35 protein-coding genes and 1 tRNA gene are annotated in these 22553 nt (G+C 65.4%); 6 read left to right on the top strand and 30 right to left on the bottom strand.

Going from position 1 to position 22553, the window contains the following annotated elements:
* A tRNA-Phe gene (locus tag D7Y61_RS18795) sits at positions 1 to 76 on the bottom strand.
* Between the two features lie 334 nt (positions 77 to 410).
* On the opposite strand from D7Y61_RS18795, the gene D7Y61_RS18790 reads away from it, so the two are divergent.
* Positions 411 to 1436, top strand: a complete 1026-nt coding sequence (locus D7Y61_RS18790; protein ID WP_180868497.1) for an NADP-dependent oxidoreductase — start codon at positions 411 to 413, stop codon at positions 1434 to 1436.
* A gap of 505 nt (positions 1437 to 1941) precedes the next feature.
* Here the strand turns inward: D7Y61_RS18790 and D7Y61_RS18785 are convergent.
* Complete coding sequence (locus D7Y61_RS18785; protein ID WP_032130301.1) at positions 1942 to 2784, bottom strand: bifunctional transcriptional activator/DNA repair enzyme AdaA; 843 nt, start codon at positions 2782 to 2784, stop codon at positions 1942 to 1944.
* 132 nt (positions 2785 to 2916) lie between these two features.
* Here D7Y61_RS18785 and D7Y61_RS18780 point away from each other — a divergent pair, with 132 nt between their 5' ends.
* Positions 2917 to 3678, top strand: coding sequence for an SDR family oxidoreductase (locus D7Y61_RS18780; protein WP_180868495.1), 762 nt, complete (start codon positions 2917 to 2919; stop codon positions 3676 to 3678).
* Positions 3679 to 3684: 6 nt separating this feature from the next.
* Here the strand turns inward: D7Y61_RS18780 and D7Y61_RS18775 are convergent, their stop codons facing one another.
* Entirely contained in the window at positions 3685 to 4170 is a 486-nt protein-coding gene (locus D7Y61_RS18775) for a hypothetical protein (protein WP_132811145.1), read from the bottom strand.
* Positions 4171 to 4331: 161 nt separating this feature from the next.
* On the opposite strand from D7Y61_RS18775, the gene D7Y61_RS18770 reads away from it, so the two are divergent.
* Positions 4332 to 4502, top strand: coding sequence for a hypothetical protein (locus D7Y61_RS18770; protein ID WP_165929940.1), 171 nt, complete (start codon positions 4332 to 4334; stop codon positions 4500 to 4502).
* Positions 4503 to 4663: 161 nt separating this feature from the next.
* On the opposite strand, the gene D7Y61_RS18765 is transcribed toward D7Y61_RS18770, so the two are convergent.
* The 11 genes from D7Y61_RS18765 to D7Y61_RS18715 all read right to left on the bottom strand — a co-directional run bounded on the left by D7Y61_RS18765 (position 4664) and on the right by D7Y61_RS18715 (position 11916).
* Entirely contained in the window at positions 4664 to 4945 is a 282-nt protein-coding gene (locus D7Y61_RS18765) for a helix-turn-helix transcriptional regulator (RefSeq protein WP_180868493.1), read from the bottom strand.
* Positions 4942 to 5199, bottom strand: coding sequence for a hypothetical protein (locus tag D7Y61_RS18760; RefSeq protein WP_180868491.1), 258 nt, complete (start codon positions 5197 to 5199; stop codon positions 4942 to 4944). The genes D7Y61_RS18765 and D7Y61_RS18760 overlap by 4 nt, the downstream gene beginning before the upstream one ends.
* On the bottom strand, positions 5196 to 7709 hold the full coding sequence (locus D7Y61_RS18755) for a DNA methyltransferase (protein ID WP_180868489.1): 2514 nt from the start codon (positions 7707 to 7709) through the stop codon (positions 5196 to 5198). The genes D7Y61_RS18760 and D7Y61_RS18755 overlap by 4 nt, the downstream gene beginning before the upstream one ends.
* Positions 7702 to 8511, bottom strand: a complete 810-nt coding sequence (locus tag D7Y61_RS18750) for a hypothetical protein (RefSeq protein WP_180868487.1) — start codon at positions 8509 to 8511, stop codon at positions 7702 to 7704. Before D7Y61_RS18750 ends, D7Y61_RS18755 begins: the two co-directional genes overlap by 8 nt.
* Positions 8508 to 9875, bottom strand: coding sequence for an RNA-directed DNA polymerase (locus D7Y61_RS18745; protein ID WP_180868486.1), 1368 nt, complete (start codon positions 9873 to 9875; stop codon positions 8508 to 8510). Before D7Y61_RS18745 ends, D7Y61_RS18750 begins: the two co-directional genes overlap by 4 nt.
* A complete protein-coding gene (locus D7Y61_RS18740) occupies positions 9872 to 10273 on the bottom strand; it encodes a four helix bundle protein (protein ID WP_180868484.1) in 402 nt (133 codons plus the stop codon). The genes D7Y61_RS18745 and D7Y61_RS18740 overlap by 4 nt, the downstream gene beginning before the upstream one ends.
* A gap of 74 nt (positions 10274 to 10347) precedes the next feature.
* The gene (locus D7Y61_RS18735; RefSeq protein ID WP_180868482.1) at positions 10348 to 10773 is read right to left on the bottom strand and encodes a DUF1566 domain-containing protein; all 426 of its coding nucleotides are present in this window, start codon (positions 10771 to 10773) and stop codon (positions 10348 to 10350) included.
* 32 nt (positions 10774 to 10805) lie between these two features.
* Positions 10806 to 11360: a DUF1566 domain-containing protein gene (locus tag D7Y61_RS18730; protein ID WP_180868480.1), complete on the bottom strand. Its 555-nt coding sequence runs from the start codon at positions 11358 to 11360 to the stop codon at positions 10806 to 10808.
* Positions 11357 to 11587, bottom strand: coding sequence for a hypothetical protein (locus D7Y61_RS18725; protein WP_180868478.1), 231 nt, complete (start codon positions 11585 to 11587; stop codon positions 11357 to 11359). Before D7Y61_RS18725 ends, D7Y61_RS18730 begins: the two co-directional genes overlap by 4 nt.
* Positions 11588 to 11605: 18 nt before the next feature.
* Positions 11606 to 11779, bottom strand: a complete 174-nt coding sequence (locus D7Y61_RS18720; RefSeq protein ID WP_180868477.1) for a hypothetical protein — start codon at positions 11777 to 11779, stop codon at positions 11606 to 11608.
* Positions 11776 to 11916 (bottom strand): hypothetical protein, encoded by a 141-nt coding sequence (locus D7Y61_RS18715; RefSeq protein WP_180868475.1) that lies wholly within the window; start codon positions 11914 to 11916, stop codon positions 11776 to 11778. Before D7Y61_RS18715 ends, D7Y61_RS18720 begins: the two co-directional genes overlap by 4 nt.
* Positions 11917 to 12083: 167 nt before the next feature.
* On the opposite strand from D7Y61_RS18715, the gene D7Y61_RS18710 reads away from it, so the two are divergent.
* A complete protein-coding gene (locus tag D7Y61_RS18710; protein ID WP_180868473.1) occupies positions 12084 to 12593 on the top strand; it encodes a hypothetical protein in 510 nt (169 codons plus the stop codon).
* An 8-nt stretch (positions 12594 to 12601) separates the two neighbouring features.
* Here the strand turns inward: D7Y61_RS18710 and D7Y61_RS18705 are convergent, their stop codons facing one another.
* The 14 genes from D7Y61_RS18705 to D7Y61_RS22660 all read right to left on the bottom strand — a co-directional run bounded on the left by D7Y61_RS18705 (position 12602) and on the right by D7Y61_RS22660 (position 20908).
* The gene (locus D7Y61_RS18705) at positions 12602 to 12859 is read right to left on the bottom strand and encodes a hypothetical protein (RefSeq protein WP_180868472.1); all 258 of its coding nucleotides are present in this window, start codon (positions 12857 to 12859) and stop codon (positions 12602 to 12604) included.
* Entirely contained in the window at positions 12856 to 13710 is an 855-nt protein-coding gene (locus D7Y61_RS18700) for a hypothetical protein (protein WP_180868470.1), read from the bottom strand. The genes D7Y61_RS18705 and D7Y61_RS18700 overlap by 4 nt, the downstream gene beginning before the upstream one ends.
* Positions 13707 to 13997: a hypothetical protein gene (locus tag D7Y61_RS18695; RefSeq protein ID WP_180868468.1), complete on the bottom strand. Its 291-nt coding sequence runs from the start codon at positions 13995 to 13997 to the stop codon at positions 13707 to 13709. The genes D7Y61_RS18700 and D7Y61_RS18695 overlap by 4 nt, the downstream gene beginning before the upstream one ends.
* Entirely contained in the window at positions 13997 to 15739 is a 1743-nt protein-coding gene (locus D7Y61_RS18690) for a YqaJ viral recombinase family protein (RefSeq protein WP_180868466.1), read from the bottom strand. Before D7Y61_RS18690 ends, D7Y61_RS18695 begins: the two co-directional genes overlap by 1 nt.
* Before the next feature lie 2 nt (positions 15740 to 15741).
* The gene (locus D7Y61_RS18685) at positions 15742 to 16599 is read right to left on the bottom strand and encodes a hypothetical protein (protein ID WP_180868464.1); all 858 of its coding nucleotides are present in this window, start codon (positions 16597 to 16599) and stop codon (positions 15742 to 15744) included.
* A gap of 328 nt (positions 16600 to 16927) precedes the next feature.
* A complete protein-coding gene (locus tag D7Y61_RS18680) occupies positions 16928 to 17221 on the bottom strand; it encodes a KTSC domain-containing protein (RefSeq protein WP_180868462.1) in 294 nt (97 codons plus the stop codon).
* Between the two features lie 85 nt (positions 17222 to 17306).
* Positions 17307 to 17828, bottom strand: coding sequence for a hypothetical protein (locus D7Y61_RS18675; RefSeq protein ID WP_180868461.1), 522 nt, complete (start codon positions 17826 to 17828; stop codon positions 17307 to 17309).
* 39 nt (positions 17829 to 17867) lie between these two features.
* On the bottom strand, positions 17868 to 18110 hold the full coding sequence (locus D7Y61_RS18670) for a hypothetical protein (RefSeq protein ID WP_180868459.1): 243 nt from the start codon (positions 18108 to 18110) through the stop codon (positions 17868 to 17870).
* The gene (locus tag D7Y61_RS18665; protein WP_180868457.1) at positions 18107 to 18262 is read right to left on the bottom strand and encodes a hypothetical protein; all 156 of its coding nucleotides are present in this window, start codon (positions 18260 to 18262) and stop codon (positions 18107 to 18109) included. Before D7Y61_RS18665 ends, D7Y61_RS18670 begins: the two co-directional genes overlap by 4 nt.
* Positions 18259 to 18468, bottom strand: a complete 210-nt coding sequence (locus D7Y61_RS18660; RefSeq protein ID WP_180868456.1) for a hypothetical protein — start codon at positions 18466 to 18468, stop codon at positions 18259 to 18261. The genes D7Y61_RS18665 and D7Y61_RS18660 overlap by 4 nt, the downstream gene beginning before the upstream one ends.
* Positions 18465 to 18701, bottom strand: a complete 237-nt coding sequence (locus D7Y61_RS18655; protein WP_180868454.1) for a hypothetical protein — start codon at positions 18699 to 18701, stop codon at positions 18465 to 18467. The genes D7Y61_RS18660 and D7Y61_RS18655 overlap by 4 nt, the downstream gene beginning before the upstream one ends.
* 339 nt (positions 18702 to 19040) lie before the next feature.
* Entirely contained in the window at positions 19041 to 19400 is a 360-nt protein-coding gene (locus D7Y61_RS18650) for a hypothetical protein (RefSeq protein ID WP_180868452.1), read from the bottom strand.
* 180 nt (positions 19401 to 19580) lie between these two features.
* The gene (locus D7Y61_RS18645) at positions 19581 to 20213 is read right to left on the bottom strand and encodes a hypothetical protein (RefSeq protein ID WP_180868451.1); all 633 of its coding nucleotides are present in this window, start codon (positions 20211 to 20213) and stop codon (positions 19581 to 19583) included.
* 32 nt (positions 20214 to 20245) lie between these two features.
* Complete coding sequence (locus D7Y61_RS22660; RefSeq protein WP_258010421.1) at positions 20246 to 20908, bottom strand: LexA family transcriptional regulator; 663 nt, start codon at positions 20906 to 20908, stop codon at positions 20246 to 20248.
* 82 nt (positions 20909 to 20990) lie between these two features.
* Between D7Y61_RS22660 and D7Y61_RS18635 the strand changes: the two genes are divergently transcribed.
* Positions 20991 to 21230, top strand: a complete 240-nt coding sequence (locus D7Y61_RS18635) for a transcriptional regulator (RefSeq protein ID WP_180868449.1) — start codon at positions 20991 to 20993, stop codon at positions 21228 to 21230.
* A gap of 107 nt (positions 21231 to 21337) precedes the next feature.
* On the opposite strand, the gene D7Y61_RS18630 is transcribed toward D7Y61_RS18635, so the two are convergent.
* A complete protein-coding gene (locus D7Y61_RS18630) occupies positions 21338 to 21607 on the bottom strand; it encodes a hypothetical protein (protein WP_180868448.1) in 270 nt (89 codons plus the stop codon).
* A gap of 148 nt (positions 21608 to 21755) precedes the next feature.
* Between D7Y61_RS18630 and D7Y61_RS18625 the strand changes: the two genes are divergently transcribed.
* Positions 21756 to 22229, top strand: coding sequence for a phage regulatory CII family protein (locus D7Y61_RS18625; RefSeq protein ID WP_180868446.1), 474 nt, complete (start codon positions 21756 to 21758; stop codon positions 22227 to 22229).
* Between the two features lie 84 nt (positions 22230 to 22313).
* Here D7Y61_RS18625 and D7Y61_RS18620 read toward each other — a convergent pair whose 3' ends face one another.
* Positions 22314 to 22523: a hypothetical protein gene (locus D7Y61_RS18620; RefSeq protein ID WP_180868444.1), complete on the bottom strand. Its 210-nt coding sequence runs from the start codon at positions 22521 to 22523 to the stop codon at positions 22314 to 22316.
* Positions 22524 to 22553 lie beyond the last annotated feature (30 nt).

The following is a 22553-nucleotide window of genomic DNA, read 5'->3' as shown; positions in this document are numbered from 1 at the left end:
TGGTGGCCGAAGACGGAATCGAACCGCCGACACGGGGATTTTCAATCCCCTGCTCTACCAACTGAGCTACTCGGCCACATGTTTCGTTGCAGCGAGGTCGCTGCCAAGGACGCGTATATTACGGAGGTCGGCTGCCTTCGGCAAGCGTTTTGCCAAGATTTCTTCACATTGTCGTCTGCGCGCTCGCAAGTGCTTGATCCTCCGTCCTTGGGCGGGGCGTGGCCAGTCGATCATCGTCTGCGGTGGAAATCAGCAGATCGCCGCGATCGCCAAAGCTGCAAGGGCAAGGGCTGCGCCGGACCCGCGCCGGTCCGGGTGATGGAACGCTGTTTTCGTGGCCGCCATCGGGGATGGCTGCCGCGTAGTGTCGGCACTCTTCTCCTGATGCTGGCAACAGCAGAGACCTGGCCATGTCCGATCCCTCGACCACCTCCCGCATCGTGCTTGCGTCGCGTCCGCAGGGGGCGCCAAGTGCAGCCAACTTCCGCCTGGAACAGGTTGCGTTGCCGTCATTGGCCGATGGTGAGGTGCTGCTGCGCAACCGCTACCTGTCGCTGGACCCGTACATGCGTGGACGCATGGACGAGGGCCCGTCGTACGCCGCGCCGGTGGCGGTGGGCGCGGTGATGGAAGGGCAGACCGTGGCCGAGGTGCTGCAGTCCAACGCCGAGGGCGTAGCCGCAGGTGAGCTGGTGCTGGCGCCGGGTGGCTGGCAGACCCACGCGGTGCTGCCGGCCAAGGCACTGGGGCGCCGCCTGGACCCGGCCGGACTGCCGCTGAGTACCGCGCTGGGCGTGTATGGCATGCCCGGCTTCACCGCCTATTCCAGCCTGCATGAAATCGCCCGTTTGAAGCCGGGCGAGACGCTGGTGGTGGCTGCCGCGACCGGGCCGGTGGGCGCGACCGTGGCCCAGCTCGCCAAGCTGCAGGGCGCGCGCGTGGTCGCCATCGCCGGTGGCGAAGCCAAGCGTGCCTATCTGCAGACGCTGGGCGTGGACGTGGCGCTGGATCATCGCGCCGCTGATTTCGCCGCGCAGCTGCGTGCGGCGGTGCCCAGGGGTATCGACGTGTATTTCGAGAACGTGGGCGGGCACGTGCTGGATGCAGTGCTGCCGCTGCTCAACGACTTCGCCCGCATTCCGGTGTGCGGCACCATCGCCACCTATAACGAGCGGGGCGTCGAGCAGCCCGGCCCGGACCGGTTGCCCGCGCTGTTCAGCCAGATCCTGCGCCAGCGCCTGACCGTGCGTGGTTTCATCGTGCACGACTTCAACCATCTGTGGCCGGAGTTCGAACGCGAGATGCCGCAATGGCTGCGCGACGGCCGCATCCAGTACCGCGAGGATGTGGTGGAAGGGTTGGAGAATGCGCCGGATGCGTTCTTCGGGCTGTTGCAGGGGCGCAACTTCGGCAAGCTGGTGGTGAAGCTGGATTGAGGCCTTGGCGGTGTGCCGACCAAGGTCGGCACCTACCGGAAGCTGGGTGTTCCGACCAAGGTCGGCAGCTACCGGAAGCTGGGTGTGCCGACCAAGGTCGGCACCTACCGGAAGCTGGGTGTTCCGACCAAGGTCGGCAGCTACCGGAAGCTGGGTGTGCCGACCAAGGTMGGCACCTACCGGAAGCTGGGTGTTCCGACCAAGGTCGGCAGCTACCGGAAGCTGGGTGTGCCGACCAAGGTCGGCACCTACCGGAAGCTGGGTGTTCCGACCAAGGTCGGCAGCTACCGGAAGCTGGGTGTGCCGACCAAGGTCGGCACCTACCGGAAGCTGGGTGTTCCGACCAAGGTCGGCAGCTACCGGAAGCTGGGTGTGCCGACCAAGGTCGGCACCTACGGGAAGCTGAGTGTGCCGACCAAGGTCGGCACCTACGGGAAGCTGAGTGTGCCGACCAAGGTCGGCACCTACGGGAAGCTGGGTGTTCCGACCAAGGTCGGCACCCACGTCAGGCAGTCGAGGCCTTTTCCCGGCGCAGCAGTTCGCGCTTGCGCGCTACGCCCCAGGCATAGCCGGACAGGTCGCCATCGCGGCGCACCACGCGGTGGCAGGGCACGGCCACCGCCAACGGATTGCTTGCGCATGCGCGTGCGACGGCACGGCTTGAGCGCGGCGCGCCGATACGCGCGGCGATATCCGCATACGAGGCAGTCTGCCCGCGCGGAATCTGCTGCAGTGCCTGCCACACCCGTTGCTGGAACGCGGTGCCACGGATATCCAGCGGCAACGTGGCGCCTCGCGAAGGATCCTCGACCAGGCCTACGACCTGTGCCACCAGTTGCTCGTAGCCCTGGTCGGCGCCGACCAGTTCGGCTTGGCGGAAGCGTTGCTGCAACGACTGCAGCAGTGTCTCCGGATCGTCGCCGAGCAGGATCGCGACCACGCCGGTCCCGCTGCTGGCCACCAGCACGCTGCCCAGTGAGCTTTCGGCAAGCGCGAAGTGGATGACTTCGCCGCGCCCCCCTGCGCGCCATTGCTTGGGCGTCATGCCCAGCAACTTCGGTGCGTTCTCGTAGAAGCGTCCACTGGATCCGAAGCCAGCATCGTGGAAGGCGTCGGTGATGCGTTCCTGTTGTTCCAGCCCGGTGCGCAGGCGGTCGGCGCGCAGCGCGGCGGCGTACTGCTTGGGGGTCAGCCCGGTGGACTGCTTGAACAGGCGATGCAGGCGCGTCGGGCTGCAGCCAGCAATATCGGCCAGTTCCTGCAGCGAGGGTTCGTCGAGGCTGGTCTGCAGGTGGCGGCAGACCCGTTCGATGCGGTCATCGAGGGCGGTGGTGGCGGTACTGTCCATGGCCGGATTCTGGCACGTGCCAGTGCTGCGGAAACTCCGTTTCCTGCACTCACCTGTGAGGCCCGGAAACGGAGTGTTGGCGGGCCGAACGCGCGGCATCGTGGCGGCCACTTCACAACCGGTACCACGACCATGCGCCTGAACAACAAGATCGCTCTCATCACCGGTGCCAGCGCCGGTATCGGCCGCGCCAGCGCGCTGCTCTTCGCCGCCGAAGGAGCAAAGCTGGTGCTCAACGCACGGCGGCCGGAGCCGCTGCAGGCGCTGGCCGAGCAGATTCGTGCTGCCGGTGGCGAAGCCGTGGTGCATGCCGCCGACGTGGCCAACCCGGGCACGGCGCAGGCGCTGGTCGATCTGGCCCAGCAGTCATTCGGCGGCCTGGACATCGCGCTCAACAATGCCGGCATGCTCGGCCCGGGCGTGCCGGCGGCGGAGTTTCCGGTGGATGCCTGGCGCGAGGTGATGGCCACCAATCTCGACGCCGCCTTCCATGCGGCACGCGCGCAGCTGCCGGCACTGCTGGCGCGCGGCGGCGGCTCGCTGGTGTTCGTCGGTACCTTCGTCGGCCACACCGTGGGATTCCCGGGCATGGCGGCCTATGCGTCAAGCAAGGCCGGGCTGATCGGCCTGAGCCAGGTGATCGCTGCCGAATACGGTGCGCGCGGTGTGCGCAGCAACGTACTGCTGCCCGGTGGCACCGATACGGAGATGGGCCGGCAGGCCGCACCGACCGGAGATGCCCGCGACTTCGTGCGCTCGTTGCACGCACTCAAGCGCCTCGCCGAGCCGGAGGAGATCGCCAATGCGGCGCTGTTCCTGGCCAGCGATGAGAGCAGTTTCGTTACGGGTACCGCGATGCGCGTGGAGGGTGGGGTGTCGATCACCCGAACCTGAGCGCGGTCACGTGCGTGGTGAGTAGCGAATGCCGCTGCTGGCCATGAAGCCTTTCGGATCGAAACGGGCCCAGGCTTCGCCCCAGTTGAACCGGGCGCAGCCACCGGCCAGTTTTCGCCCCAATGCCGTGGCCAAGGTGCGGCGCATGAACGCGACTTCGGCATCGATCGCTGCATGGGTTGGCCAGCCGTCTTCCAGTGTTGCACCGGGTAGATCGACGCCCATCGTCACCATGTCGAGCTGTTGCCCGTGGAAGCACAGGCTGATGCCAGCGGGCGCACCACCCAGGCTGAGCCGGTGCAGGCTGAGCCAGTGATAGCCGGTGCCGACGTCGTGCTCCCCTCGCACCAGCGTGGCGAACGCGATACGCGCCTCATCCCGTGACAGGGTGGGGCCGATCAGTGTCGGCAGATTGCCGAGCTGGATGCTGCCGTCGGTCGCATCGAGGCGCATCGGCACGGCGTGTGCTGCGTGCTGGACAGAAGAGGGCATGGCATACCGGTGGGCGTGGTGCCTCGGATTCTGGCTGCACGGGGGCCGCAGCGGCAAGCCAGTGCCTGCACATGACGTTGGCACAGGACTGACCTGTGGCTTACCCGGCAACCTCTAGCGTGATGGGCAACGTTGGCGTTCCGCCGGCGAGGGAGATTTCAATGAACGAGCGAGGCAAGGATCAGGACCCGAAGCAGGGCATCCAGGAAAGCCGCCAGGACAGGAAGCAGGACGACGTGGCCAAGCAGCGGCCGGGGCAGCGCGATCAACAGGTGCGCGATACGCACTCGCGCAGCCCGCAGCGCAAGGACGGCGGCGAGGAGCCGGCCTGAGCCGCGGGCGCTGAAAAGAAAAAACCCGCAGATCACGGAGATCTACGGGTTCTTCTGAATAGTGGTGGAGCCAAGGGGAATCCCGTTATGCGGTGAATCCATTGCGCCACAATGGTTTTGAGATATGGGGGCGGTGACATGCCCCCAGATGTGCCCCCGCGTCATGCTGCCTTGGGTAGACCGCGCTCATCGACGTTTCGGGCCTCCATCTTGGACAAAATCCACGCGTTGATTTCATCCTCCGACCACGCCGAACAGTTGCCCCCGAGGTCGATTTGCGCAGGAAACTCGCCGCGGCGGATCCGGTCGTAGATGGTGTTCTTGGCCAGCCCGGTCCTTGCGCTGACCTCCTTCAGGCGCAGCAGGTTGGGCGCGCGGGGCAGGGGCATCGGCGCATTGACGGCGTCGCCTGCGGCGGTGTCCTGATCTTCAATGGTGCTCATGCTTCCTCCTTCGGCGCGCCGGCGGCGGCCAGATTGGTGCCGCTGCGGCGGCGTTTCGATACGGGGGCGATGATCCGCTCGGCTTCGGCCCGATCCCCACGGGACAGTTCGATCAGGGCCAGGCCCCGTGCCTCCCACGCGCGCACGGTGGCCTTGCTGGCTTTGGTGAGGTCGACCCCGGACAGGCTGGCCAGCACGTGGCCCACCTCGCGGAAGTCGGGCACGTCGGTGCCCTGCAGCAGGTCGGTGCTCATGCTGCTTCATCCATAGGCGGTTCCAGACCCTCAAACAGGTCCGGCATCGACATCTCCCGCTCGGCAGCCTGCAAGTACTTCACGCCGTCCAGGAAATAGCCGGTGGACAGCTCAGCGGCCCGGCCGCGCCGACGCAGCTTCAGGGCGCGGTAGGGGACCGTGAAAAGGCCGCCGAAGGGATCAAACACCAGCTCGCCCAGGTTGCTGTAGCGCTCGATCAGGCGATCCACGATGTCGAACTGCAGGGGGCAGATGTGGTTCTCCAAGCCCTTCTTGGTCTGGTCGCCGTTGAGGGTCAGCATGCGGTTCACGTCGTGCCAGACGTCCGGATGGTGGCTGCCGGGTGCCAGCGACATGAAATCGGACGGCAGCGCGCCGCGTGCCTCCAGCTGTTCGCCGATGCGCACGTGGGCCTCGTAGTCGTAGACGTCGGCCAGGCTGTGCTCGGTGAAGATCTTGGCCAGCTTGTCTGGGCCCAGCTTGGCCATCTCATCGGCGGTCATCAGACGGTTGCCGCTGGAGCGCCAGAACGCATGCGCGTCGACCTGCCAGCGTGCCCTGGTGTACGCGGCCTTCTCCTTTCGCACCGGCTCGTCTGCATAGCCCTTCGACCGGTTGGTCTGTGGCTTCCTCAGCAGCACGATGTATTCGGGGGAGCCAGCGCCCATCTTCGTGCCGTCCTTGCACTGCTCCGACCAGCCCAGGCGATAGGTCTGGTTGTTCTCGCGCACTACGTCCGTGACGACGGTGATCAGGCCCATGTAGTCGAAGCCGTGCTGGCGGTAGTGGAAGATCGTTTCGGCGTGGAAGGGGCTCACGGTGGGGGCACCCGCGCCGGTGACGGAGCCGAACTGGATCCGGTCCTTCACGTGGATGGCGGCGATCCGGCCCGGTTTCAGGACCCGCAGCAGCTCCGGCGCCAGGTGGTCCATCTGGGCCCAGAAGTGCGCGTTGTCGTCGGTGTGCCCGAAGTCGTTGTAGCTGGGGCTGTATTCGTAGTGGTTGGCGAACGGGATCGAGGTCACGATCAGGTCGACACTGTTCTCTGCCATGCCGCGCGCTTCCAGCACGCAGTCGTTGTTGGCCACCGTCCAGCCTTCGCCGCTGGCCTCGATCCGCTCCACGCCGATCGAGCGCTGGAGCACCTGCGCCATGGCGGCCTTGCTCAGGCCGTATTCCCGGATGATCTCGCTCATCTTCTCCACCATCTGTTCGTGCCGCTTCCACTTCTCCATGAGGCTGGCCAGCACCTCGCGCTCGCTTTCAGCGTGGACGATCCACACCTCGACGCCGTGCTGCTGCTGGTACCGCTGGATGCGATGGATCGACTGGATGAAATCGTTGAATTTGAAGCCGATGCCGGCGTATACGGCCAGGTGGCAGTGCCGTTGGAAGTTGCAGCCGCTGCCGGCGATGACCGGCTTCGCCGACAGGATCCGGGTCTTACCGTCGCTGAAGGCCACGACCGCCGCCTCGCGCTCATCCAGATCCTGGTCACCGTAGATGCTGACCGCCTCCGGTACCGCTGCAGCGATGGCGTGGCGCTCGGCTTCCAGGTCGTGCCAGATCAGCCAGTGATCATCCGGCCGGGCGCCGACGATGTCCTGTACCGCCGCCACGCGCGCCGGCAAGGTGTCGCGCTTCTCGCGCGCGGCATCGATCACCCCCAGTGCGGCATCGCGGAACATCTTGGCCTGGCCGTCCCGTTCGGTGCCGGCGCTGCCGTGGTCGACCGGCACCTCATGGAAGTGCACCTGCAGGGCTGGCAGGTCATAGCCCTCATCGCTGTAACCCAGATCGGAGGGGCGCTGCAGGAACAGGGCCCAGCTGGCCACCCACAGCCAGAACTCGCGCTCCTTGTGGGGGTACAGCGTCAGGTTGTTCGCCTTGGTGCTGTCGCGCTTGAACCAGCGGGTCAGGGCCTGGCCGGTGTCCATGACGCCCAGGAAGCCGGCGTAATGGATCAGCTCCTTGTAGCGGTTCGGGCTCGGTGTCGCGGTGGCGACGAACCGGTACCGGACGTCATCGAACAGGGTCAGGAACTGCTGGTAGGTCTTCGATCCGAAGCTGCGCAGCACCGATGCCTCATCGAGGCTGGCCGCCGTGAACAGATTGGGGTCAAGCTTCCCGTCTCGCACCGATTCGTAGTTGGTCAGGTGCACGCCGTCGAACTCGGGGTCGACCTCGCCGCTGGTGCGCACGAACCGGGTGGCCATGCCCAGCATCGCTGCGTCGCGGCGGAACTCCTGCCGAACACCCAGCGGAATCACGATGCCGACCGGGCCGCCCTGATGCTGCCGGGCCAGCCTGCAGATCTCCAGCTGCTGCACGCTCTTGCCCAGGCCGAAGCGCTGGAACAGGGCGCGCCGGCCGCCTTGGCACGCCCACACGACGCTGTCGCGCTGGTGGGGCTTCAGGATCGGGGAGACGTCCTCCGGCTGCACGTCGAAGCCAAGCGATGGGGCGACGCGCACCTTGCGCTCGAGGAAGTCGCGGTAGGGGTCAGCCATTGCCCACCGCCTTGCTGTCGACCTTCCGAATCGCGTCCAACTCGGCCCCAGCGGTTTCAGCCCATGCCGTGCCGTTGGCGAGGTAGTGATTCAGCATGAAGCGGATCACTGCGGCCTGTTCTTCCTCGGCCTTGTTCGGAATCTCGTCGCCGCGCATGCGCAGGACGTTGGCCCAGGGGCTGCACCAGAAGTTGGGGCGTCCGAGAATGTCACGCACTTCCGGCGTGTTGGGGATCGAGGCAGGCGCCAGGTCCACGGCCTGTGCGGGCGGGGCGGCGTAGACCTCGCCCGATCCGTCTTCATCGGTGATTGCTCGGTCGGACACCATCAGCACGTCGCCCACATCCAGATCGGCGATCCCGCCCTCTGTCAGCCAGTCGATGTAGCGGTCGCCATCGCCGTTGCATCGAACGGTCGCCACAGCCTCAACGGTTACCGGCGCCCCCACCGGCTGGCGGGCGGCGAGGGCGCGAACATCTTCGATGTGGACCCATTCACCCATTGACGTGTCTTCCTTCATGCCTTGCATCCAGCCGTACTCGGTGTTTTCCGGGTCCGGCGAGTAGCGTTGAAGGCCGTTCAACGCATCCCCCCGACCACCCGGGGAGGGATGGGCGGAGAGGTATATTTCCACAACCCGCGCTGCGACCTGTTTTGCCACATCGGTCGTCTTGACTGCGCCGGGGATCGCGTAGGCCATTCTGCTCAGAAGGTCGTCGCTGATGGTGGCGCGGGCCTGATCCCCCAGCCTCACCCTCCCACTGGGCTGCGCGTCCGCCAGGGTCTTGATATCGTTACTCATGCCTGTTGCTCCTTGTGCTGGTGCCACTTGATCGAATGGATGCGCCGCTCTGCCTTGTGGCTGAACCGTCGCGGACGGGCTGCTGAGCGCAGCCAGGGGAATCGGGCATGGACACGTCGCATCAGCCGGTGGCTGCTGGCGTGCTGCAGATGGCCGGCAAAGCTGGCGATGCGGTTGGAAAGATCGCGGAAGTCGGCCGGCGTGGCGCGAAGCTTGTCGCCCTGAACGTGCATGCCTTCCCACTCGGCCAGCGCGGTGTGCAGGTGCCCGACCACGCGGCGCCGGGCCAGCGTGTGCGTTGGGTAGATCACGTAACCGAGGAAGTCCAGGCCATCCGTGAGGCGACAGAGCTTCTGCTCGGCCTTCAGGCGCAGGCCGAGCCGGTCCTGCAAGAAGGCCTCGATCTGGTCTCGCCATGCGGCCAGCTGCTCGCGGTCGTGGTGGAACAGCACGAAGTCATCGACATAGCGCAGGTAGCGCTTGGCTTTGAGCGCGTGCTTGGCGAACTGGTCCAGCGCGTCCAGGTAGACATTGGCGAAGAACTGGCTGGACAGGTTGCCGATGGGCAGGCCGCGGCCGACCGGTGCGTTCGCCAGTCGCTTGTGGGGCGGCACCTGGGCCTGCTCGTCGGCCGTGGCTCGGTACTGGACGCCGGCATGCAGCGGCGAGCGGCGTAGCAGCGCGTGCGTGGCCTGCTGGACCACCTGCGGTGCGCCCCGGCGCTGCAGCCTGGTGCGCAACATCCGCCATAGCGTGGGGCGGTGAATGCTGTTGAAGAAGTTCGCCACGTCCAGCTGCAGATACCAGCCGCCGCCTTGGCCGCTATGCACCTGGCGCACGAACTGCTGGGCCCGGCGAACGGCAGCATGGCTGCCGCGGCCCTTGCGATTGGCGTAACTGTCGTGGATGAACGTCGGCTCCCACAGCGCTTCCAGCTGCGGCACCAGCCAGTGGTGCACCACGCGGTCGGCGAAGTCAGGTGCATGGATCTCGCGGGCCTTGGGCCGGGTGGCCACAAAGCACGTCGACGTGCGCGGTGCCCAAGTGCCGGCCAGCAGCTCGCGCTGGAGCTGCAGCAGCCCATCGCTCCAGCGGTGGTCAAAGCGCAGCTGGTTGAAGCTCGGAACCTTCTGGCGGCGCGCGCGCCGCCATGCCTGGTACAACTCCTGCAGGCCTACCTCTCCCTGAAACTCACCGGCACGACGCACGGCCAACGCGAACCCGTTGTTGTTGCGGTGGTTGTTGTTGACGTTGCCGTTGTTGAAATTGACGTTCCACGCGGACGCCGAGGACCAGGCGGCCGCCTCCCCATACACTTGCGACCAGGCCGCGCAGCCCGGATGCGAATAGCGCGGCTTCGTCATGAGTTGGCCCCCGCAAGGGCGGTACGGGTACTCAGTTTCTTGCCGCGCTGCGCGACGCCATCGGCTTGCGCATTCTGGGCATGGGAGACTTCGCGCAGGCGCAGGCGCCGGCGCCAGCCGCCGGCCTGCATGCCCAGCTCTTCGGCCAGGCGGATAAGCATTTCAAACTGGCGGAAGCTGGCGAAGGCGCCAACCCTTTTGCCGATCTGCAGGAGCTGCTTGAGAGCATCGATATCCCGCACCAGCACCGCCACCCACCGCGCCTGCTCGGCGCGCTCGCGCCAGGCATTGTTGGCGTTGATGAACACCTGCTGGGCACGCGCGCGGAGGTCGCTACCGATCTGATAGCGGTGGTAGCGGGCGAACCGGCGCACGGCATTCTCGATCTCGACCGCCATGCGTTCGGCGGCCTTGATGATGGGTGGGGGCTGGAAACGGGAGGTCATCGGGAAAGCCTCAGCAGAAGATCAAATCACTGACCGGCACGACGCACGGCCAACGCGAACCCGTCGCCGCCGCGGTGGCTGGAGTCGACGCTGCCGCCGTAGAAATCGACGAACCACGCGGACGCCGAGGACCAGGCGGCCGGGGTCTTCGACCAGTACCAGTCGTTCTGGATGTCCTTGAACAAGTCCGTGTTGATGGCCGGCGAGTAGCGGCTGCGGTCGATCAGCAGCTGATACTCCTCGATGGTCGGCAGATCCCAGTCGGTGTGGCCGAGCAGGTCCAGGGCCTTGGCGGCGGCCTCGCACTCGGCGTGCGGAACGTCGCTGTCCACGATGTTGGTGGCGGTGAAGGTGAGTCCGTAGTCGGGCAGCAGCACGGCGACGTGGTCGGTGGCAGTGTCCGGCAGCTCGGAACCGTCGGCGGCGATCTTCTTGAACGTGATGGGGCTCATGGTTGCTCCAGGGAAAGGGTCAAAAGGGCCAATTACTGACCGGCACGACGCACGGCCAACGCGAACCCGAGGCTGTTGCGGCGGAGGTAGCTGACGCTGCCGCCGTTGAAACTGACGAGCCACGCGGACGCCGAGGACCAGGCGCAAGGCGTGCTGGTCCAGTGCCAGCGGGGCAGCACGCCGGGGAACAGCGAGGTATCGATCGCCCGCTCATGGCGGGTGTCGTCGACCAGGGCGGCCAGTTCGGTACGGATCGGCAGGCGCCAGTCGTCGAATCCCAGCAGTCGCAGCTCGCTGCAAGCCTTCTCGCAGTCGGCCTGGCTCATCGGGTCACCACCGCTGTCGCCGATGGACTTGACCGCCCACATCAGGCCGGTGGCGTGGTCGATCACCGCGACGTGGTCGGTGCGCGGGTCGGTGCCCGCAGCGCTGGTGCCGTCGGCAAACAGCTTGGTGTGGCCGGTGGCGACCACGCTTTCAGCGACGACAGGATCTGCGGCGAGCTCGATCAGGTTGGTGATCGCGGCAGGAGAAAGGGCGAGCTGGATCTCGGTGTCGCCCTTGGTGCGGATGGTGATGGCGTTCAACGTGCGTTCCTCGCGTTGCTGTGGGTGCCGCCGACGGCGGCGCGGGTTGGACTGCAGAGAGCTGCCAGAGCTTCCAAGCGCACCGCCTCGGCGGTGTAGTGGTCCACTCGTTCCTGGCGGATTTTTGGAGGGAACTGCATGTCTTTCGCGGCCTGATCGGCTGCGTCACGGTTGGCCTGTGCGAGGCGCGCCGGGTCGTCGTCGAAAATGTCGAGTTGATTGCGCATGCAGTTCCCTCGAATGGGTTACCGGCGAGTGGAAGTCCGGCCGGCGCGCAGCTCGGCCACCTCGGCCTGCAGCTGCTCGATCTGCTCGTTCGCCTGGGTCAGCCACTGCCGATATGCGTCCTTCGTCGGCTGCCGCATGCGAGACGGGACGCCCGGATCCTTCGGCGCCGGCACCAGCACCAGGTTGCTCATCCCCGGGCCTCGCGACGGGCTTCGGCCAGGATCTCGCGAAGGTCGTCCTGCACCTTGCGCTCCTCGCCCTGAGCGACGGCCGCGGCCAGAGCTCGCTCCAGCGCGTAGACCCGGTCGTTCGGATGGATGTAGGTCATGACAGAATGGATTCCTGATAAGGGGGGATCACATGGCTTACGAATGGACTAAAGGTTTTTCCCAGTGCTGGCCTCCAGGACCGCAGTGCGAGGTGTGGTGGGACGCTTGGTCGGTAGCTGTTGCAGTGGTCGCTGCGGGAGCCACGCTCTGGGCAGTGGTGGTGGCCATGCGTACCAGTCGCACGGCGTTGGACGAAGCGCGGCGCATGCGGGATGAGGATCGCCATGCACGAGCGAAGGCTGAGCGCGACAAGGCTGTTGCCCGAGCTATCGTTCTGGACCACGAGATCTACATGCTCGGTGGCGAAATAAGGGAACTGGTTGAATTTCTGTCCGGGCCAATGCCTCGAGTAGACCCAGCTGAAGCTCTCGCGTTTGCGTTCAAGGCAATGCCCTCGGATCCGCTGCCTATGCTCACCCGCTTCGCAGACGACCTGGAGGCTTTCGGGACAGAAGGGGCTGCGTCCCTTTTGTCGGCACTCAGCAGCTGGTACATCAATCGGACGCTCTTGGATCTGAGTCGATTTGAAAACCTCACACTGGATGAAGTCGCAACTGATCTCGCTTCGGTTACGCGTGCGTTCCGGACCTTCCTCGACGTACTTAGGGAAGCTCGAATGGTGACCGAGCATTGGGCGACGCGTGGCCAGGGCGGCCTCGCTGAGACTGACTTCTGAGGCCTGCTTCACGCCGCCACCCCCATCGCCACCAGGTCGATGTCGTCCACCTTGTCGCGCAGGTAGCGGCGCGCGCGGCGCAGGTGTCCGGCGATCACCGCGCGGTCCTCATGGGCGAAGAAGGTCAGCACGTGCATGTGCAGCGCACGGCGGTGGTCTCGGCGGTATAGGCGCCAGGTGACGGCGCTGCCGTCCGTCGTCGGGAACCGGCCCCAGGCGAATCCCAGGGTTTCCTTGGGCGCGCGGCGGGCGATGTGGCGGCTCATGTTGCGTTCCCCAAGGCGAGCTGCACGTCAGCTGCAAGCTGCTGATCCTCTACGCTGCCGAACAGGGCGTCGTAGTTCCAGGTGCAGTCGCGAAACACCCGCCCATCTTCGAAGTCGGTCAAGCCGTCGATGACATCGTTGATGATCGCCTTGTCCTCATCGGTCTCCATGGTGAAGCGGTCCACTGCGTTACGCACTCGCCAGGGACCCTCGCTCCAGTCGCAGCGTGTCTGCTGCATGGCCACCGCCAAGTCGAGGCGCTGGTTGCGGCTACGGAGCGCTTCCAGCACGTCGGCCCAGCTCGATTCGATCGGCAGCTCGTAGCGCAGGAGGATCGCTGCGAGCTCCATGTCGGCCTTCCGCCGCTCGACCTCAGCCTGGCGCTCCCGCTCGGCCGCCGCAGCGCTGCGGGCGTCTGCCTCAGCGGCCTGCGCCTCGTACGCGCGGTACCGCTCAAGCAGCTGAGCATGCTGCTGCTGGCGGTAGGTCCAGCCATCATCGACCTTGACCTCGCGGCGCAGGTCGGTGAGGTATCCAGCGTCGTGGCTGATCGTCTTGGGATAGCGAGACCGCGAGCGGCTGTCACGCTCGCTCCAGCGCTTCGGCATCCCGATGTCATCCATCAGCGAGGTGATCCGCTCGACGATGGCCAGGTTGTTCTCGATCGCTGGCAGGTTCGACTCGTGGGTTGCCTTGTCGGCCTCGAATGCCTTTGCCAGCTGCTGCATGGCATGCGCCGCGACGGACGCTGCCTTGGGTTTCGACCAGCGGGACAGGTCGTTCTCGTACGACTGCGGGCTCGCCATGACATTGCCGAGCGCCGTGCACATCGTGATCTGCATGATCTTCATGCTTCGATTCCTTCGTAGACCCAGCGGCGCACGGTCCCGAACGGGACACCCAGCGCGGCGCTGATTTGGTTGACGGTGTTGCCGCTGGCCCGGAGCTGCCGGGCGCGGCGTTTGGTGGTGACCGGCCAGTACCGGCCGTGAGGCTGGCGCGGTACCCGCATCCCTTGGCAGCGGGCCATGTCCTGAACCGCGCGGGGCGAGCGCCCGAGGGCAGCCGCGACGGTCATCGCGTCGCGGCCCTCCATCTGGCGCAGTACCCGCAGTTCGCTGGTGCGCCAGAGTTCCATCAGGCGGCCAGCGGGTAGCTGTTGGCCGCGTCCTGCAGGCCGTCGATCATGGCCCGGCACATGGCCGGGAACTGCGCCTGGTCGTACAGCTTGGCCGCGCCGGTGGCGTTGATCGGCTTGAACCCCAGCATGGCCAGCCCGTCGGCGCTGATCGACAGCGGGGCGATGCGCGCGTTGATGTCGCCCAGCTTGATCTTGACGACCTCACGCGCTGCGGCCGCCGGTGCCGGTGCGCTGGCCACTGCTGTCGGCGCGGTGCGCACCGCTGCCGCCGCGGCTGCCACCGGCCCGGGCTGCTGCTCGGCCGCTGCCGGCTGTGCCACCTGGGCGGCCTGCTCAGCTGCAGCAGCTGCCGCGTCGTCGGCTGCCTTCTTCTGGGCGCGGGCCTCCTCCTCCTTCCGGATCTTCTCGCGCTCGTCGTCCAGGCGCTTCTGCTCGGCCTGCTGGTGCTGGCTGATGCGCGCGGCCATCAGGTTGCGCAGATCCTCCGCCGACTTCGTGGAGCAAAGCTGCACGCGGTCCGGGAACAGGGCGGCATGCGTGCCCACCTCCATCTCCATCACGCGAATGTTGGCGCGGATCCGCTCGGCCGACTGGCTGGCGTCGACCTTCGCGTTGGCCGCCACGGCGTCCACAGCTTCCTGCATGCTGGCGAACGAGCGCTTGCCCTTCATAGCGTCGGCGATATCGGCAATCAGCGTGGCCGGCATCGGGATGGCGTGCTCGCCCAGCGACTCGTTGATGGCCAGCACGTGCTGCTGCACCGCGCGGCGTGCCGCATTGCCGATCTCGGTGCGGCGCTCGTCCTTGCGGGTCTTGACGCGCTTCTCCAACGCCAGGCGCTTGGAGCGGGCCTCATCGGCGATGGCGTCGATGGTCTTGAACAGAAGGTCGATGCTCTGGGTTTGGCTGAGGGCATGCTGCTTGGCGGCCTTCAGCTGGTCCTCGATGTCGCCGCACCACTTCACCGTCTTCTCAGCGTCGGCAAAGTCCTGGTCGCTGACCAGCTCGGTGCTGATGCCCTGGAAGACGGCGATGGCCTGCTCCTTCCACTCGGCCAGATTCGACGCGGTGACCATGCCGGTCACTTCGATACGCAGGGCCGGCATCTGGTCCGGCGCCCGGCCAGCGGCCACCGGCTCGGCCACCGGTGCCGGGTCATAGGCCATCACGTCGGCATCGAACTGGGCCCAGCCGGCCACGATCTTGGCGCGCAGCTCGGGGTTCGGGATGTACCAGCAGTGGCGCTCCTCGACCAGGTCGTCGCCATTCCACTTCGATGCCATGAACAGCACGCGCTCGGCGCCGCTGACCATGGCTTGGTGTTCCATCTGCACCTGGTAGTGCAGCGGCAGGCAGGCGTCGCCACCGTCCACCGGCATGGCCAGACGCAGGTCGTCGTTGAGCGACTTGTGCTCAAAGGCCTTGTCCTCCAGCAGGGTCAGGCCGTCGAAGCTGGCCGAGTACTTGCCGTCGACGCCGACGCAGGGATACAGCTCCTCGCCGATGATCCGCTCGGCCAGCGGCCGGGCCAGGTCTTCGAAGCGGTGGCCGTCGGCGAAGCGCTGCAGCGTGGCAGCGTCGTGCTCAATGGTGGCGCCCGTGGCGAACTCGCGCAGCAGCTGGCTGCGGGTCTTGTAGGGGCTGCAACCCATCATCGCCGGGGCATCACTGGCGTTGAAGTGGCTGGCGCGGTGGGCATGCCATTCGGGGGTGCCCTGGATGAGGTTTACGGTGCGCATGCTCAGCCCTCCACCGCAGTCTGGGTAACGCCGCCGGCAGCGGCATCCACGTCGCGCTGCGGTTCGTCTTCGCCACCCGCCTGGTCTTTGGGCGGGTTGCGAATCTCCTGCAGCTGGACGGCGGTGAAGCGAGCCTTCGTCTGCAGCATGGCGATCAGGTCCTCGGCGGACTTCTTGCCGCTGGCGATGATGTCCCACCACTTCGGCAGGTTGGCCGCGAAGTCGGCTTCCGAGTACAGCGGCAGCTGCTTGTCGGCTTGGCCCTCGATGGCGGCGCGCTGCTGCTCACCGCTGGCAGCGCCCGCCTGCGGGATGTCCATGATTTCCTCTGCGATGGGCATGCCACGCAGCACGTCCGGGAACACGTCGCGCAGGGCGAACGCACGGGCACGCATCTGGCGCATGCGCTTCGGGTACTGCGTCCAGGGGCCGCTCTTGCCCAGCAGGCCAGCCACCTTGGCGTCGTCCATGCTGAAGGTGCGGACTTCCTCAGACTCGCCGCGGCGCTTCACGCGGCACACGGCCGTGCCACCGTCGTCTGCCTCGGTGATGTACTCGCACAGCGGCGAGCTGCGCACCAGTGCGATGACCGCATCGCCCCAGAGTGCCGGGCGGCCGTTGATGATGGCCAGGTTCTGCAGCGCCTGCAGCGGCTTCAGGCCGAGCTCGGCGCCCCACTGGATGGCGATCAGGCAGTTGGCCGGCTTGCCCTTGAAGTCCTTCGGGACCAGGTCACTTTCGGCGAGATAGTCGCAGAACTGAATCGCCTGCTCGAAGGTCTGCGGGCTGAGGTCGAACTGCTGGCGGGGCTGCGCGGCAATCGCGGTCTGCGACTGCTGCTGGGCGGCGGGAACGTTCATGTCTATGGATCTCCGACCGGCAGCGCCGGTGATGGTGGAATGGGGTGCCCCGTATCGCCGGGGCCACGCGGGCCTTTGCCTACCTAGACAGATCACGGACTCGAACCGCACCTCGTCGCTACCAAGCCGTCGGCCAACCATCCGGAATCGAACCGGCACTTTCCTGGTGGAGAGGGCCGGTGCTGATCTCCGGCTTGCCTGCAGTGTTTTCTTGATCCTGACCGGAGGGACGTCACCCTTTCGGCAGTGGCCCGGCTCGATCTGGTGCCGGGGGCAAATCAGGCGGACCGTAGCTGCGCATCAGCCTGCGCATTCCTCTCCGTAGACGTCAGGCGGCCTGCTGCTGCTCGGCGACCTTGTGGTACGGGTACTTCTCCGGGAACGGCTTGATGTACGCGCCGAAGTGCTTGCCGATGGATTCGGCGTCCTTGAACGCCTGGAATTCCTCGGCGCTGAAGTTGGCGTAGTGGTACAGCGAGCCTGGGCCGCGCTTGTCGCCATAGCCCTTGGTGAAGCGGATAGCGAGGGTGTTGGTGTCGGCGTCGTGGCCGATGCTATGGATCTGCGAGCTGTCGACGTCGAACAGCTGGATGCGGCCGGTGGCCGGGGTGGTGCTGGTCATGTTGTGCTCCAGGGCGGTTAGAGAGGTGCCCGTCTGTTCCGGGCTGTCAGCCATGCGCCACAGGGGGGAAGCGCAGGGCGGGGGATCAGGCAGCCAGGTCTTCCTGCTGCGTGGTTTCGTTGGCCTGGCCGGGCTGCAGGGTCAGGACCACGTTTTCGCGGATCAGCGCTTCGGTCAGCTCGGCCACCTCGTCGGGGGTGACGCTGGTCGAGGCCTTGAACGTCAGCTCGACGCTGCCGCCTTCCTTCGGGGCGATGACGAACTTCTTGAGCTTCACGTCCACCAGGAAGATCGGTTGCGTGTTGTCGAGCTCACCGTCGATCTGCAGCTCGAAGCCCTTGAATTCGTGGCCCACCTTGATGGGCTCCAGGCTCGGGATCTTGATCTCGGTCAGGTGGTCGCCGATGGTCGGCAGCGACTGCTGCTCGCCCTTGCCCGGCTTGCGGAACAGCGCCTTGCGAAGTTCCTTGTCAAAGTGGTCCAGCACCAGGTTGCTGGTGCTGGTGGTGATGGAAATGTCGACCGCCAAGTGACGCTCATCGCCATGTTTCTCGATTCGCAGGTTGACGTTGGTGACCGTCGCAGGGATCTTCTTCAGGTGGAACATGTGGACCTCTTCGGTTGAGCCGGGCAGGCCGGCAGTGGGTTACTGCAGGTCGTCCGCCGGCTCACGCGAGGCGGATCCCTGGCTGCTGGTGGAAGGGGACAGCAGTTCGATCAGGTGCTTCCACGCGCCGTAGATGACCCAGATGACCCAGGCGATGAACGCGGCGGCGGCGAAGACGGCAGAAAGGACGTTCCGGAAGACCCACAGGGCCGCGATGGCGGAACCCAGCAGCACGCCGAGGGCAAAGACCGCCAGCACTGCGGAAAGCTGGGCGCGGGTCATGCCATCACCGCCTGCAACATGTCCTGGAAGATCAGCACAGCCGTGCTGCCGACGATGAAGCCGATCAGTGCGCCGTAGACCATGAACTCCACAGACATGCGGGTGGATTCGGCCAACAGCAGATCCTCAAACTGGGGCGTCTTGTCGCTCATGCGGCCTCCGGGCCCGGCTGGTTGGTGAATTCGTCGCGGAACTGGCGGCGCAGGCGCAGCGCGTTGTCGACCACGGACAGGCCACGGTTGCCGCGGCGCTGCTCGGCGTTGAGACGGCGGAACAGCGGGGCAGGGTTCAGGCCGGTGCAGGCGATCGCGTCGCGCACGGCCTGGAACTCGCGGATCTGGCGAACGTTGGTGTTCATGCGGTGGCTCCTTCGGTTGCGTGCTGGGTGCTGGCGATGAGGTGGGCAATCTCGGCCCGTGCGGCGCGCAACCGGTCGCGGCGGTACTCCGCCCAATCGCAGACGCGGTCGGCGTGGATGTCGCGCTCGCCCTTGCGCGCGGCTGTGCGATCAGCGCGGTTGCGGTAGCGGGAGAGGCTTTGGCTGATGACCTCGATTTCGTCGTCGAGGATCTGGAGGGCGACGGCGCTCATACGGCACCGCCTTTGACGCGGGCGAGTTGGCTATCGGGATCGTGCGCCTTGAACCAAGCTCGGGTCTGCGCTTTGCCGCACTGATAGCAACGGTGCGACTCGCCGACGCGGTAGCTGAAATGGCCTACAACCTTGGCAGCATGTCCGCAGTCCAGGTCAAGGTAGTAATGTCCACCGGCTCGATCACGGACCGCGACCACCATAGCGATCGGCCCGCGCGGATCTGGCTGACCAAGGTATGAGACGTGCATTACACACCTCCCCGGACGCGGGCGAGGGCGGATTCCAGCGCCATTCCAGCCATGCGGCGCAGCACCGCCAGCACATCGACAGGGGCGCTCATGCCGCACGCTCCGCGTCGATAGACGGTGCGAACGGGTTGGGCAGGGCACGGTAGGTGTCGATGAGGGCCTGACGCCGCTTCCGCATGGACTCGACCTTGCTCAGGTCCATGCCGGTTTCGGAGAGCTCGTCCGGGAACCCGATCATGGTCAGGGCGTGGCGGCGAGCCGCCTCCCAGGCCATCTCTTCGGTGGCGCCAGCGAACAGTGCTGCGCGATAGGCGGTCTCTACGCCGGGCATGCCCAGGCCAGAGTTCTTCAGGTTGCCGATCAGGACCGGGACGTTCCGGCGCTGGCGGCGAACGTCTGCCTCCGGATGGAGGTCGGTGACGTTGCGGTTGTGGGCGGTTTGGTCCATCTCGGGCTCCGGCGGTCCAGCACGGTGCTGGTCGACGGGCCAAGTAAAGCACCGCTTTAGCCTCTAGTCAAGCGATGCTTTAGGCTGATGCGAAAGGGCCGATCTCCTCCCCGCATCGGGAACAAAAACGCCCCGCGCGGGTTTCCGGGCGGGGCGCTGCAAGTTCAGGGAGAGGATGAGCTAGAAGGTCGCGCGCTGTTGCGCGTCTTCAGTGAGCGCGCGAGCTGCAGAAGCTTCCCCCTTCGGGGTCTGGACGACAATCAGGCCCCAGTCGATGCTGTCGACAGCGCCGAGAAACGTTACAACCACGTCGGGCGTCTTCCAGGTCGCTTCGACAATCTCGAAGGTTCCGCCAACTGCGTTCTTGGCGCTCTTGTTGCGCATTGATGCCGGCTTTCCATACTTGCTTTGCAGCAGGTCAGCGATGGAGCGTTGGTACTCAATCCCATGCGTCCAGACCTTCACCTCCTCGAGGCTGCCATCGATAAGTACGCCTTCAATCTGGCGCAGGCCTGACGGTTCTTGAGTTGAGACCAGCCTAACCTTAGCTGTGCCGCTAAGGTTTGGTGCTGGGCCACTGGGATCTGGAGTTTTCTGCCAGCAGTTCGTTGCAACCGCCTGGAATTTGCTTACGTACTCCCGTTCGGTTGAGTAGCTGGTCGTAGCCCTGGACTCGCATTCCGGCGCTGAAAACCTCTGGCCCAACTGGAATCCTAGAAACTTCGCGTCTTCGGCGAGGGCTTGTCCGGCGAGAAGAGATGTGCACGCAACCAGTGCTCCTAATGCCAAGCGAACGGGTCGTTCAACGTACATGTTGATTACGTCTCCATACTGGGAAGAGCGGTTCAATTCAGTCTGTCGATTCTGTTGCGTAGATAGACTTTTCCGCCAATGACTGCGCTCACTGGCAGAGGAAACGCAGGATAGAGGGCGGTGTTCGCGCTGACGACGTAAATGGCATCGCCGCGATCCTGTAGGCCCTTGATCTGCTGGCCGTTTCCGGTGTTGATGAGATAGATCCCATCTCCATCGAAATGCGAGAGCCCAGTGTCGACCATAAGGCTTTCGCCAGGTTGGATAACAGGGATCATTGAGTCGCCGCGCCCAGTGACCAGCACCAGCCGCCCAGGCGGCGGCACAAAGCCGACGATGGATCGGATGTAGGCTGGTTCAAAGTCCATAGCCCGGATGATCTCCGGGAAGTCGTCATTAATTCTCTCTCCGCCCATTCCCGCCTCCGCATCCAGTTGCTGGACGCGAACATAGTCGGACTGGGTCGCAGGCGCCGAGACGGGTTGATCGAAACCGCCCATTCCGAAATGCGATAGAGGTTTGCCCGTGAGCTGAGCCAAGCGCGGCAGCTTTCGTTTGTCGACCTTGCCAGTCCGTAGCCAGCCGGATACGGCCTGCTCGGTGACCCCAAAAGCATCAGCAATGCCCTTCTGGGTCAGTTTGGATTCTTCGATGGCCGAACGAATGGCGGCCGCCATGTCAGAGTTGTCAAGCATCGCTTGATTGTCCGATGGCCGGACCAATGATGTAAGAAAGCATTGCTTGACCTAAAACTAAAGCGATGCTTAAGATGGCGGCATGAACGCAATCGCCACCGCCATCGAGCAGTTGGGAACCGGCCAAGCCGGTGTCGCGCGCCTTCTGGGGGTTACCCCCCAGGCAGTGAATCAGTGGGTAAGCGGCAACCGGCCCGTTCCGCCTCGCCACGTCCTCGCCATAGAGGCAGCGACGGGTGTGTCCCGCCATCTGCTGCGGCCGGATGTGTTCGGTCCGCCAGCCGCCAACGACGACCAGCAGGAGGCGCCCCATGCTGCCTGACCGTTGGAATCCCAGGCTGTGGGTCCGCAACTGGCTGCTGAAACCGGGCAGGGATGAAGCTCGGTCCCGGCACTGCGCAGGACCGAGGGACAGCCAGGTCGCAGAGGTCAGGCGGTCTGCGGCGGCGGAGCTTCTTCCGGTTCGCTGTCGCTCCGCAGCAAGCCTTCGATTGAGTCGTAGATCAGCTCCGCCCCAGGCGATGCAGACCCCCGAGCCGGAAGGCGCTCCATGAAGTCCTTGACCAGCTTCTCTGCGTCGATTCCAGGCTGCTCCGCGAGTGCTTCGATCAGCGCGACCAAGGCGAATGCCGAGCCCGCGATGTTCCCCCCGATGAATGATCCGAGTTCGCTTTCGGTGTCTGCTTGTTTCTCTTCCATGTCGCCCTCCTTGTGGGCTTTGGCTGTGCGTGTGGTGACCGCAGCCTACCGCAAGGAGGGCGACTCCCTTCATCCGTGACGTGATGTTCTCCATGGCGCTGATGGTGCGCCGCTGACGTCCGCCAAACCACGTTTAGAGAATCCGCCCATGAACGTACTTGATGCTGCCTATGACACCGTCCACGACTACCCGGGCGGTGCTGGTCCCCTTGCTGAGCGACTGACCCGCCTCAACAAGGACGGTGAGCGTGTGCCCATGTCCGAGGCCGTGCTGAACAGCAAGGTCAACCCGAACACGACGTCCCACCACCTGACGCTGGCCGAAGCTGATCGGCTGATGGGGCTGACCGGCGACTACCGGATCCTCCATGCCTTGGCGGCCACCCATGGATTCATGGCACAACCGGTCAAGGCACCCGAGGCAGGGTCGATCATCAGCGCGATGCTGGCTGCCGCGGCAGCCAAGGGCGATCTGGCAGAGACCATCGCCCAGGCCATGGCCGACAACCGCATCACCGGCAACGAGTCGGATCAGGTTTCTCGCGATGTCATGCGGGTGATCGCTGCGCTGGTGCAGGTCAGCCAGCACGCCGAGGCTGCAGCAGAGCGGGGTGGGGTATGAACGCTACGGAGAAGGCCATCTGGGCAGTCAGGCAGCTCTGGCATATCGCCGGCTGCCTGCTGGTGTTGGGGATCGCGAAATGATTCAGCCCTTGGCTTTAACCCTGCTCTGCAGCAGCTCGATCGCAAAGAGGATTGGGTCCTCTGGCCGCCCTAGTGCGTGCCAGAAAATTGGGTATCCCTCTTCATCTTTGCCGCCTGAGGTGGCCAGCAGCACCCAGCCGTCCTCAAGCATCTTGTTAACGTCTTCTTGCCGATCAGTGTGGGCGACCTGCGCAATGTTTCTGAGATCCATATCAGCTCCTTGTTCGGTGGTTGGCTTGCC

Origin of the sequence: Stenotrophomonas maltophilia (assembly GCF_013464485.1) — a bacterium.
Classification (GTDB): domain Bacteria; phylum Pseudomonadota; class Gammaproteobacteria; order Xanthomonadales; family Xanthomonadaceae; genus Stenotrophomonas; species Stenotrophomonas maltophilia_AW.
Note: the sequence above shows the minus strand (reverse complement) of the source record. Positions and strands in the feature narration are given on the sequence as shown.